The following is an 11,706-nucleotide window of genomic DNA, read 5'->3' on the forward strand; positions in this document are numbered from 1 at the left end:
GCGACCGGCCGGCTTCAATGTCCGGCCATGGCGATGCGATAGCTCAGCGCCTCGGCGATATGGGGCCGCGCCACCGTGTCGCCGCCTTCGAGGTCGGCGAGGGTGCGGGCGACCTTGAGCACCCGGTGATAGGCGCGCGCCGAAAGCGAGAAGGCTTCGGCCGCCTTAAGCAGCAGGGCACTGCTTTCCGCGTCGGGAGCCACGATCTCCTCGATGAGATGGGCCGGAGCGTCGGCATTGGTGCGGACCGCATCGAGCCCGTGGCCGGCATAGCGGCGGCGCTGGATGTCCCGGGCCCGCGCCACGCGCCCGGCGACCATGGTGCTCGCCTCCCCCGGTTTCGACCCGATCATGTCGGAGGCCGAGACCGCCGGCACGTCGATGCGGATATCGATGCGGTCGAGGAACGGCCCCGATACCCGCCCCTGGTAATCGGCCGCGCATTTGTCGCCGCGGCGGCAGGTATGGCCCGGCGTCCCGGCCAGCCCGCATTTGCAAGGATTCATGGCCGCCACGAGCTGGAAGCGGGCCGGATAGACCACCCGCGCATTGGCGCGGGCGATCATCGTTTCTCCCGATTCGAGCGGCTGGCGCAGGCTGTCGAGGGCCTGGGGCTGGAATTCGGGCAATTCGTCGAGAAACAGCACCCCGTTATGGGCCAGCGACACCTCGCCCGGCCGCACCCTGACCCCGCCGCCGACCAGCGCGGCCATGGAGGCGGAATGGTGCGGGGCGCGGAACGGCCGGCGGTCGGAAATCTGCCCGCCGCGCAATTCCCCGGCGATCGAGGCGATCATCGAGACGTCGAGTAGTTCGCGCGCATCGAGCGGCGGCAGGATCGAGGGGAGGCGCTGGGCCAGCATGGATTTGCCCGCCCCCGGCGGCCCGACCATCAAATGTGCATGTAACGTTTTGAGGCATCAGGGACCGGAATTTTCAAACGTAACACGCACACAGTCGTGCATGTAACGTTTGAATCGCCGGCGTTCGGGCACTTTTATGGGGTTTCACTGCAAACACGCATTGTTGCTCCGGGAAGGGCGAAAAAGGGGTGGATTGCTGAATGACAGCTTTGGCGCCGGAAGCACGGATAGTTGCCGTTACTACGGGCGCACCTCTTCGCCTCCATCAGCCGTTCTTCCATCCGGAAGACATTGTCCGCAGATAAAAGCGGCGGTTGGCTAAAGCGCAATAGCCGTTAACCCGCGCCGCCTCGCACGTCTCTGCCTAAGGCGTCACTTCCACACGTTCGAAGAGCTTGTGACCAAGCCATGACTATCAACGCGCAGCTGTGCCTGGAACCCGCTGGACAATCCCAGATCACGATAACGAAAATGGCCCGCGCCCAGGTGGTCATACGCTTGCCGGGAGCGTGAAACGTCCAATGTGTCGCCATCGAGATAGACGAGGTCGAAAGCAGCGGTTTTCAGTTTTCCATTCAACATGCGGAAAATTGGGAAGGTGTTGCAAAACGGCGTGAACGAAAGATCAACCAGCTCAGCTCCATCGAGGTCTTGCCGCTCCTTCCCGTTCACGGTCCACCCCTGTCCTTGCCGCGCGATCTGCACTTGGTAATCACCTTTGCTGTCGCATCGCTGCATGGTCAGCTTGAGAACCTGCCAGCAATCGGTGAATTGCCAATGGTGTCGGACTTCGGCCCCTCCATTTTCTACGTTGATTATCACACCTTTGGCCGTGTCTCGTGTCGGAGAGATAGAAAGACGCTCAAGACCGGAAACGTCGGTGCGCCTCCAGTAGATAGTAACCGGCTGCATGTGGGCCTCCTTCTATGTCAGCACACGCTCAAGACATTGCTCTCCTGCTGGTTCCTGAATTGTTGGACGACCAGGTGAGTGGCCACACCATTTTCCCTAAGAACGGGGCTGATATGCCATTACTCGTCACCGTTCCATCGATAGGGGGCAGCAACTGGACTGCATGGAAACAGAGATGTCGTTCCCCCGCACCGATCAGGCTCTATGGCCTAATCGCGCCGAACGGCCTTGCGCCGCATCCGGTGCATGAAAACAAGCCCAACCAGGACCACCAGCACGGCGACGCCTAAGGCAACCAGAAGGCGTTGGTGCCTTGCCAGTTCCGAACCGATGATCTGTTCCGCGGCCGTGCCGAACACATAGCCCATACCGGTGAAGATGCTGGCCCAGATCAGGGTCGCAACGGCGTTGAGCAGCAGGAATTTCATCGTCCCGATCCCGGCCAGTCCCGCGACGACCCCGCCGATCATGCGCAGGCCATAGACATAGCGATTGAGCAGGACATAGAGCGTAGGATATTTGCGCACCATGCGTTGCGCATAGGCAAAGGCGGGTTTGTCCTCGAGCCGGTGCACGAAGGCGGCGCCGGAGAAATGCTTCCCGACCAGAAAGAGCAATGCATCGCCGCAGAACGCACCGACATAGACCGTCGCAAACACCTGCCAGGGCACGAGAACGTCCTGATGGGCGAAGAAGCCGCCCAGGATCGCCACCGTCTCTCCTTCGAGGAGACAGCCGATGAAAATCGCCACAAGTCCGAACTGCTCTATGAAATGATGAAGAGTATCCGCCACGATTCAGGGCACCGGAGTTAGAGAAATTCGAAAAGGGTGAGACTCCAGACGATCTGAAGGATGACCGCGAACACGACGAACACGGCGTGATATTTTTCCGATTTCCAGATCATGGCCCCAATGGCGCCCAGCGCCAGGACACCCTGACGTAAAGGGTAATCCCAATTGTAGTGTTTGCTGAAATATTCGGGGCCCTTAATGACGGTATCCACGCTGTCGAGCACGATCATTAAAAGCAGGATGCCGAAAAACCATCGCCGACGTTCCTGAAAATAGATTTTGAACGTTCCGTACTCGTCGATGCGATCGGGGAACAACAGCGAAGCCAGCATCGCGAAAATACCGGCATAGCAGATCAGGAAGAGATAGATGGAAAACGACCATTGGTGGAGCATCGAGAGGGCAATCTCGAACCACCAGAAATGGACGATGAACAGAAAGGTGAACAGGACCCAGCCCATATGGATCGGATACATTTGCTCGCGGCCAGGATGCTGCACGTACCGCATCACTCCGTTCACCAGCCGCGCCAGGCTTATCCCGAGCACCATGCCGACAATGATGCGGATATGAACGAAGACCATCTCGCTCGGCAAAACCTCAGGAGCAGCATCCATATGTTGAACCTTTTCTAGCCCTCAAAGACTGCGGAGCGCATCCGGTCCTGTTTTGGGCAGATTATCACTGTCCGGAGCCGAAATAGCGCTGTTTCAGGGCTTCCAGCGCTCCCGATTCCTGGGCAGCGAGGATTTCCAACGTTACCGCACGCGTCAGTTCGCTCCCTAAGGGAAAGGCAAAACCATATTTGTCGGGATGAAAGATATTGCCGACAACGGCGAGCTGATCCTGGGGATTGTTGAGCACATAATGTTCGAGGATCGGCGCATCGCCCACGATGGCGTCCACCTCGCCGGCCTCCAGGGCCGCAACCGAAAGCGCGATATTGTCATAGGCCCGCGCAGAGAGTCCCAATTCGCGCATATAGTCTTCCGCCACGCTGCCGGTGAAGACGGCCGCTGTCTTGTCAGACATATCCGAGAGCGAATTGATTCCGCGTGTCAATGAAACGGTGGTCATTACGCTCGTTACCGATGAGGTGACATAAGCAATGACCGCGACCCCAACCACCAACCACAAAGCCTGCCAGATCCGCCCGACCCATCCGAACAGGTTCTTGCGCGCCGTTTTCCCGGACGTTGCAATGGACATGACGTGATGGAAGCTTTCGGCCACTCCTTCCCGCCAGCGTTTGGGGAAATCGGGATCGAACTTCCTGTCGAACAATGTCAGGCCCAGGGTGGCGAGAAGGATAACGATGGCCAGCCAGGCATAGGCGCGCAGATGCCCTGCATCGCCAAGCCCGGAAATGACGTCCCATCCGCTCGCGCCGCCTTCTTCTGGGACCATGAGCCGTAGGCCTGCGTCATACCAGGGTTGGGTGAAGGACACGACCTCGGCCCGATTGTGGGTAATGGTGAGATTTGTTACCGCCGCATCGACTGTGCCGTCGGCGGTGGCCTGCAAGAGATGGCGAAAAGTGGGATATTCTTCGTACTCAAAGGTAACACCGAGGCGTTGTGCGATCTGGGTCCAAAGATCGATGGCCATGCCGGTGTAGGCCGTCTCTCCGACGGTGTCGACAAAGGGCGGACTGACATAGACTCCAACCCGGAGCGGCCCTGCTTCGCCTCCCTCTTGCGCGTGTGTCGACCCGCAGATCAACAAGCCGAGCAAGATGATCAGAAAACCCAAAATCCTTCCGCCGGCGAAAGATCCGTGCGGGGATGAATCCAAATAATTATTCATGCCTTCCATTCGCCTGGGACTACTCCGAGATCCTGGCCAGATGCACTCAATCCGTGCCCATGGCGCGCGCGGACACAACAAGTTTGCGGAGCCGGACGTCTTCCTCTTCGGTGTGGTCTATTTGATTTTTCGCCATCAACGCCTTCTCCCTGTTGAGCGCCAGCAGGGTCTGGGCGGCAAAAAGGAGACGGACGGCTTGCCGGCGCAGCGCAGGCATGCGGCGTGTTCGCTTGACGGCAGCTCGTCTTGCTTTGGGATCGGCGACCGACGCGATTTCCTCGGCACTGAACCAGCCGGCCTCGGCGTATTCTGCAAGACGGGCCGTCAGCATTTTATCCTCGCGGCGCCGCAGGATACTCAACCCGACGATGGCGATAGCGGCATATACGGCGCCCTGGATGATCGGCTCAAAAAGCATGACGGTCTCGCCAGACGGCAGTACGGCCGTGCTGGTGTCCCACATGGCATGCAACGCGAACGCTGCGAGAAAACCCAGCCCAATCCAGACCAGGCCATGGCCCATCGAAAGCCCGTGCCGCGCGGCAAGACCGGCAGCCAGCCCCGTGCAGGCGGTAAACACGAGATGGGCATGCGCCGTAAATACCTCCCGCAGAACATAGTTCACGATCAGGCCGATGACGCCGCCATCGCTGAAGGCATTGGCCAGATAGCCAATGTCCTCGGCAAATCCGAACCCCGCGCCGACCAATGCGCCCACGAAGAGGCCGTCCCACGGCCCGCGCAAATGCCGCCGGCCGAAAATATAGACGAGGACGACGAACAGCCCCTTGGCCAACTCCTCGGAAAATGGAGCCACCACCATTAGACCCAGACTGGCCTCTCCCAATTCGGTCACCACTCCGTCGAGTTCGGTTTCCATGAAAACCGAAGCGAGTACCGCGGGAATGCAGCCCCAGAGGATGGCCAGAAAGACAAGCTTGCGCGCTCTGGGGATCCAGGGATCGAACCTGACCAGCAGCCGCATCCAAAGGAGATAGGGAACCAGTGTGGTCAGCCCGATCGCCACGTAGAGATCGAGTTGGGAAAATCCGGCATCTCCCAACACCATCATCACGAGGATGGTGATTGCGAAAACGACGATCAGCGAAATGACAGTCGACCAGACCCCGGCCGGACTTGTCCACGCGTCGGGCGTTACTCGATCCATAGCGGGCGTGGCCGCTGGAGCCGGTTGAACGCTCCAAAGTGTGGCTGTCATCGAAAGTCCCCCATTCTGCCCTCAACGGCGTCGGCCAATAATTCGGGGAGGCAGTGGTCCGCCCGGATGTTCAGGTTTTGCGATCGAAGTGATTTTGTTCAGGCCATTCCCCCTTTGCTCGAAACGAGCAAAGGGGCCGGCTCTTAGCGTACGCAATTAATTGTTGATCGCAGTGATCCTTGGCGCATCGTCCACAATGGAGAACCAGACTTCGCCATCCCCGATCATGACGCCCTGCCAATTGGCAAACAGCGTCTCGTAGCTCTGGCTCGTTACCGCGTCTTTGACATCGGACGTGAATATCTGGTCGAAATCGGTAACGAATTCGCTTTCGCCGGCGATCTCCACGCTCTCTCCATCGATCGTTACCGAAATCGGATAGGCAACCATCTGGGCCAGTGCATCCGCATCATCATTGGTCACGGCCTGCTGGAGTTCGGTAAAAAAGGTTTCGGGGCGCTCGTGCTCGCCAAAGAGCGTGTCGAGCGTTTCGTTCACTTCGGTAGCCGACTGCGCGACTGCCGGAGGCATTCCCCATGCCATGGCGCAGGCCAAAACAATGACAACGGAACGCATACCCATCCCAGCCTCCTATTGCTTCATTCTTCGATGATCGCGGTGTGATCGGCAAAGCAGGCGGCCAGATCGGCAGGAGCGCCGAGGCCTTCGGCAAAGGCGATCTGCTCATCGCGCTCGGAAGCGTCGGCAACTCCACCCCAAACGTCCTTGAACTGGTTTTGTCCGTCCACATCTTCGAAAAAGAAGTAGCCCGGATCGGCAGTCGGAACTGCGGCATAGACCGCGCTCCAATTGTCGCTTCTCATGAACGAGAGAAACTCCACTTCCTCCGGCGTCGTTCCGGCGGTCTCGGCGACCAGCGGTGCGTATTCCTGCGCGACCGCGAGGGTAATCGCGGTATCGAGCGAATCGCAGGCATCATCTTGCGCGATCGCTGCCGAGGAAGCAAACATCAGGGATAGGACGGCAGCACTCTGGCAAAATCGAATTGTCTTCAACATAGCTAAATCCTTACGTAAAACCTTCAGACCCTGAAGACGGCCCGATATCAGTCTAGGAGGAGCGGTTTTTGGCCGCAACCAGCTTCAAGCATTATTATGCATGGAATATGACAGGGTTGTTTTCCACAATCAGCGCCGCGCACCGTCAAAACTACTGTTCAAGGGCTTGAGCGAGCACGGCTCTGAGACTGGTCCGGCCATCTTCGCCATAGCGAATATCTTCCAGATGCCATTTCTCCCCATCTTGAGTCAGTATGAGCTTGTCGGACCAGCCCTCGCCGGGAGCATCGGCATAGCTGTAGCGCACGGCAACTTCTGCGCTCGCAGACGTTTCCACGATCGCGCCCGCCGTGCAGTCCGACGCGGCATCCTGAACCGATGTCCAGGGCACGCCATCGCCCAGCAGACCCTTGCCCCCGGTTTCGTTCTCGAACGCTGCATTATGGGCGAGCGCATTTTCGATCATGGCCGCCAGATCGGCGGTCACCAAAGGGCCGAAAACCGCGGGGTCGTCCGGCGGCCAGGCGCCTGACGCATTGGGATCGTAGTCCGCTACCGCCGGAACGAGCGTCTCGCAGAACCGGTCAACGAAGCCGGCGGCCTGTCCAGGGACCAGGTCTTGAGCGGGGGCGCTCGTGCTGTGACCGAGGGCGATTGCAGCCAGGGCCACCGGAAGAAGTTGCTTCATTATCTTGCCTCCTTGGTCGAAAAGGGCGGTATCGGTTAATGCCCTTCTCGATGATCAAACCAGGAGTATTATTCGAAAATCGTTTGCCCCGGTTCGGGAATGGCATCATCACCACCCTGCATCGTGGTCTGCCCGGGTTCGGGCGGGCCATCGTTGGGGCCCGTGAACGTCGTTTGGCCCGGCTCGGGCGGTGCGTCAAAAACGACATTTTCCGACGTGCTGCTGCACGCAGCAAGAGCAAGGATTGCCACGACGGCGGCCAGAGCATGGAAATGTTTTGCCATCAATCTCGATCCTGAATTTGTTGCAAGAGCGCGGAATTTGCGCGTGTTGATTGCCGCTGGCGACCCGCGTGCCGGTCGCAAACATGCGGTCAGTGCAAATGATCCATCCGAATATCGAACAAGCCAATACGAACTCTGTCAGAATCGAAGCTTTTATGCGCCGATCGTGACAATCGGCGATTCTTTGCTAGTCTGTCCGCGGCGCGACAATTTGGGAGGTGTCAGACCAGTTATATCTGCTTTTGTCGGGGAGGCGCGAAGAAATGCTGTCGAGTATACCGGAGGCATGGGGTCCTAAGTTTCAACATGACGGGGGTGCGGTCACCCGCACGCATACCGGCCCCGACACGATCGAGTTTAAAGCGCCAGCACACATGATGATCATCATGTTCAATCCTCAGCCTGGCCGCGAGATTGGGCTCAACAGCGATCGCAGAGCCATAGGCATGGCGCCTATGGGTTCACTCGAGATTGTCCCGGACCAATCGGAGCTCTTCGCGCGCTGGCGCAAGGAAAAGCAAAGCCTTTTGGTCGCCGTCCAACCAGAGCGGCTCCGTGATCTGGCCGGCATGGAATTCGATAACGAGACGTTCGAGCTTCATCCGCCCACGCTCGGTCATACCGACCGCAAGGCGCATAAACTGGCCTGCAACATGCGGTATGAAATCGAAAATCGCGAGCTGGCCTGGCGTGAAAATCTCGACGCCCTGATCACCGCATTCAGCATTCACCTCCTGCGCAATTATTCGTCGTTGCGACCCAGTCCACCCCGCCGGTTTACCGGCGGAATGGCTCCCTCGACCTGGCGCAGGATCAACGACTTTATTCATGGCCACCTGAATGAAACCTTGACGTTGAAACAGCTGGCCATCATTGCCGGGCTGTCGCCAAGCCAACTCGCGCGGGCCTTCAGGCAGACTGCCGGCCAATCGCCGCATCAGTACATCATCGGCTGCCGCCTCATGCTTGCCCGCCATTTGATCGTCAGTACCGACATGCCGCTGGAAAAAATTTCACGGACCGTTGGCTTCTCAAGCAATAGCCATATGACCGCTACGATGCGGCGGGCGTGGCACAAGACCCCTACCGACTTGCGCAACGAGCCCTGAGTACGAGATTTCTGCCGACACAATCTGCTCGGGCGGTCGTGTCCGATCTCATTGCCTCGGAAACCGATGATTCAAACCATCATAGTAGGGGGGTGTTTTGCGCATTTAATGCAACCATGGATGAATGACGGCTTTCGGGTCCTATCAGGAAGAGTTGCTACGTCCGAAAAGGCGTCGAAACCAGAATGTCCGGTATAAGTCGTTGGTGGACTGATCGGAGGCGTCGACCAAGCGAACATCACATAATGCGTATTTTATTTGGTCCCCAAAATCGCTGAAACGCCCGCATTTCTTGGCGTTTCGGGAGATTTCAATTCTTCGGTCGCGGGGGCGGGGCAACGACATCATCATGGTTTGTAACAGACCGCAACAAACCATGAGCTTCCCATGCGCCAAGCCCGAGTGCTCACCGATCCCGAATTCAAACGCCTGCTGGCCGTGGTAGCGCAGCGCAAACATGCAGCACGTGATCGCATGACGTTAATGCTGTCGCACCTCGCAGGTTTGCGGGTTGGGGAAATCGCCGGGTTGATCCTGCGGGACGTATTCGAGCCCAATGGCGATGTGCGCGAGCAGCTTCGGGTTCGCGCCGGAATCGCGAAGGGCGGGCATGAACGCGTCGTGTTCATGAGCGAACGCCTGCGTCGGGAGGTGATCCGTTACCGCGAGGCCATAATTAGTAATCATGGGGATCGGGATCGTCCGTTCCTGCTCACCCAGAAGCGCACCGCGTTCTCCCCGAATACGCTCTGTCAGCTGATGGGCCAGCTCTATCGGGCCGCTGGCCTCGATGGTGCATCATCCCATTCTGGCCGTCGCTGGTTCATCACCCAGCTTGCGCACTCAGGGGTGTCACCGAAAGTGATCATGACATTGGCTGGGCATCGAAACCTGACCACGACCCAGCGCTATATTGACGTGCGCGATGACATGATGCGGGCAGCAGTCGAACTGTTATAGCCGAGCACGTGGAAAGCAATTATCTCCCATGATTAGTAATTATGGGAGAAACCGATTCTTGTTAACCATAATTATACAGTATCGTTGCACGCTGTGGAATTCGTGATATTTCCTCTCTCGTGGCGTGACCTGATGCTGGTCACGGGAATAGCGCGGTCTATTATGCTGCGCTATTTCAGTCAGAAGGGGTGGCTCAACCCCGAATCCAACCTATGGGTCCGCTCGCGGACATGGTTTCTTCAGACGCCGATGGGCTCTGGGGAGTAATGATCTCGGTCACCAACCATAGGGCAAGCACAGGTGCAACCCGAGAGGGTGGCGTTCGATAAGAAGCGGCTTCGGCCCTCCCCAGACATGGGGCTGCTGTTGAAACAGTAGGAACGCTCAGTATGGAGGCGGCACCAAACGAGATCGCTCCGCAAGCGGCTCACCTAAGTCCCGACATGTCGTCGGGCGGGTGAGCCGTTTCGCGTTGAGAGCAACGGCCCACCTTTCAAACCTACGTTTTGAAAGGACTCAAAATGAGCCAGAAAAAGAGCGACAAGACCACCACTGCTGCCTCCCCGACACTCGATGAGACTGTCCGCAAATTCAGCGATTACGACGATTTCCGCCAATTCGTTGACACGTTCAGCGGAGAGGTCCTGCGGCAGGAGACCGAGCACAAGGAAGCCGTGGAGGCCCTGAAGGTCCAGAAACGCGTTGCAACCTACATTACCTTGGGCCAAGCCCTCGGGATGTGCACCGTGCTTGGGTCAGACGAGAACCGCCCCTTCCTCTTGCGTTTGTTGGCCGATCGCGGGATTGCGTGGGCCAAGGACGAGCAGAACGAGTTTCTGCCGTTCTGCAAGCTTTTGTTCGGCCATTTCGATGACAAGGGAAAGTTTGTCGTTGACCCGACCGCCAACGCCTACGCCCCTGTGTTGCGCTATCTTGATGAGCACAATATCCCACCTGCGGACGTAGCGCAGTTCATCGAGACCTTCTCGGGCAAATACGGCAAGAAGCTCGACGGCATCCGCAAGCAGGACCAGCAGAACCATGGAACTGGTCCCGACCACACGGCGGCACAAGCCGCTCTTGATCTGCTGTTGTCGGAGCCCGCACCCGCCGAGATTTCCCTGAAGCCGGAGAACCTGTTGGGCACGCCCGTGGAGGGCAAGCTGGCCGCCATGTGGGGGGAATGGAACGAAGGTCGTTTCATCCCTCGCGGGTTCATCAACTCCACTGCGGGACAGGTGGAGAAGCTGGCCCGGAAGCAGGCGGTCGCCAATGAGGGGGCCCTTCGTCGCCGACAACTAGCGCGTCAGGATGCCAAGATCATTCAGCTGGAAGCCCAGCTGAAGGCCAAAGCCTCCAACTAACAGCAACCACGCCCACGATAGCGACGGGGCGCGAATGTGCCTCGTCGCGCGGTTTCTCAAGGAAAATCTATTATGACGAATGACCTCTGGCGTCAGCAGGTGGAATCCCTGCTGATTACCCTCAAGAATGGCGGGAATCCCCTTGCCAATGATGCTTTGCTCGAACTGCTAGGACCTGATCTCTATGCGCGGTTCTGGGAGACCCAGCTCGAAGCGGAAGATGAGGATATCGCCCGCTTCGACGCGGTCAATAAGGCGGGCCTACCCGGCCCGGTCAAGGGCTACCTCTCCACCCGCGAAAGCGCCCTCACAGCTCTGAAGAAGTTGCGGCAGCTTCAAAAGCGTCAGGCCGCTCAAACCGCGCTAAAGCGGAAGCACATCGACGAAATCGTAAAGATGGCACGGAAAGCACTTGAACGGCTTTCCGACCACGACAGGGCGTTTTTGTGGCTCGACGAGATAGTCAGGGACGAGCCCGCTGAACGCCTTCCTCCTCTCCTGCCACTTCACCTCGTTGGCGATCCCTACAGGCAGCCATTCGAAGTCCGAGCCCAAATTGCAATTCTGGAAGCCGCACTGGCCGCCGAAGCGCAGAAGCTTTGATCCCCATGAGAACGGCGGTGCAAAATTAGTCCACGGTAGCGGCTGGATTGTCCTGCTGCGGGCGGCTTAAAAGTCGTCCACCTAT

The 11,706-nt window shown here is 58.3% G+C and carries 13 protein-coding genes and 1 pseudogene; 4 read left to right on the top strand and 10 right to left on the bottom strand.

The genetic code is table 11. The features are described 5' to 3' along the window. Positions 1 to 14: 14 nt before the first annotated feature. The 10 genes and pseudogenes from DVH29_RS06805 to DVH29_RS16355 form a co-directional block, all read right to left on the bottom strand. Positions 15 to 905: pseudogene (locus tag DVH29_RS06805) on the bottom strand (YifB family Mg chelatase-like AAA ATPase); the annotation flags it as partial. Between the two features lie 330 nt (positions 906 to 1,235). Beyond that, entirely contained in the window at positions 1,236 to 1,775 is a 540-nt protein-coding gene (locus DVH29_RS06810; RefSeq protein ID WP_114645412.1) for a putative glycolipid-binding domain-containing protein, read from the bottom strand. Between the two features lie 209 nt (positions 1,776 to 1,984). Beyond that, positions 1,985 to 2,569 carry a DedA family protein gene (locus DVH29_RS06815; RefSeq protein ID WP_114645413.1) on the bottom strand — a complete coding sequence of 195 codons (585 nt, stop codon included), beginning with the start codon at positions 2,567 to 2,569 and terminating at the stop codon, positions 1,985 to 1,987. 17 nt (positions 2,570 to 2,586) lie between these two features. After that, the gene (locus DVH29_RS06820) at positions 2,587 to 3,186 is read right to left on the bottom strand and encodes a hypothetical protein (RefSeq protein ID WP_114645414.1); all 600 of its coding nucleotides are present in this window, start codon (positions 3,184 to 3,186) and stop codon (positions 2,587 to 2,589) included. Positions 3,187 to 3,250: 64 nt separating this feature from the next. Then, the gene (locus DVH29_RS06825) at positions 3,251 to 4,375 is read right to left on the bottom strand and encodes a transporter substrate-binding domain-containing protein (protein ID WP_114645437.1); all 1,125 of its coding nucleotides are present in this window, start codon (positions 4,373 to 4,375) and stop codon (positions 3,251 to 3,253) included. 46 nt (positions 4,376 to 4,421) lie between these two features. Then, positions 4,422 to 5,594: a PrsW family intramembrane metalloprotease gene (locus tag DVH29_RS06830; RefSeq protein ID WP_114645415.1), complete on the bottom strand. Its 1,173-nt coding sequence runs from the start codon at positions 5,592 to 5,594 to the stop codon at positions 4,422 to 4,424. 156 nt (positions 5,595 to 5,750) lie between these two features. Further along, complete coding sequence (locus tag DVH29_RS06835) at positions 5,751 to 6,176, bottom strand: hypothetical protein (RefSeq protein ID WP_245944903.1); 426 nt, start codon at positions 6,174 to 6,176, stop codon at positions 5,751 to 5,753. Between the two features lie 17 nt (positions 6,177 to 6,193). Beyond that, positions 6,194 to 6,613: a hypothetical protein gene (locus DVH29_RS06840; RefSeq protein ID WP_147276023.1), complete on the bottom strand. Its 420-nt coding sequence runs from the start codon at positions 6,611 to 6,613 to the stop codon at positions 6,194 to 6,196. Positions 6,614 to 6,764: 151 nt separating this feature from the next. Continuing rightward, complete coding sequence (locus DVH29_RS06845) at positions 6,765 to 7,301, bottom strand: YqhG/Tai3 family protein (RefSeq protein WP_114645418.1); 537 nt, start codon at positions 7,299 to 7,301, stop codon at positions 6,765 to 6,767. 68 nt (positions 7,302 to 7,369) lie between these two features. Next, a complete protein-coding gene (locus DVH29_RS16355; protein WP_158541590.1) occupies positions 7,370 to 7,585 on the bottom strand; it encodes a hypothetical protein in 216 nt (71 codons plus the stop codon). 374 nt (positions 7,586 to 7,959) lie between these two features. Here DVH29_RS16355 and DVH29_RS06855 point away from each other — a divergent pair, with 374 nt between their 5' ends. From DVH29_RS06855 to DVH29_RS06870, 4 genes are all read left to right on the top strand, one after another. Further along, positions 7,960 to 8,694, top strand: a complete 735-nt coding sequence (locus DVH29_RS06855; RefSeq protein WP_158541591.1) for an AraC family transcriptional regulator — start codon at positions 7,960 to 7,962, stop codon at positions 8,692 to 8,694. Positions 8,695 to 9,081: 387 nt separating this feature from the next. Further along, the gene (locus tag DVH29_RS06860) at positions 9,082 to 9,654 is read left to right on the top strand and encodes a tyrosine-type recombinase/integrase (RefSeq protein ID WP_114645421.1); all 573 of its coding nucleotides are present in this window, start codon (positions 9,082 to 9,084) and stop codon (positions 9,652 to 9,654) included. A gap of 521 nt (positions 9,655 to 10,175) precedes the next feature. Continuing rightward, positions 10,176 to 11,018 (top strand): hypothetical protein, encoded by an 843-nt coding sequence (locus DVH29_RS06865; RefSeq protein ID WP_114645422.1) that lies wholly within the window; start codon positions 10,176 to 10,178, stop codon positions 11,016 to 11,018. A gap of 72 nt (positions 11,019 to 11,090) precedes the next feature. Continuing rightward, complete coding sequence (locus DVH29_RS06870) at positions 11,091 to 11,621, top strand: hypothetical protein (RefSeq protein WP_114645423.1); 531 nt, start codon at positions 11,091 to 11,093, stop codon at positions 11,619 to 11,621. Positions 11,622 to 11,706: the final 85 nt, after the last annotated feature.

It is taken from the genome of Pelagibacterium lacus, assembly GCF_003345525.1.
Taxonomy (GTDB): domain Bacteria; phylum Pseudomonadota; class Alphaproteobacteria; order Rhizobiales; family Devosiaceae; genus Pelagibacterium; species Pelagibacterium lacus.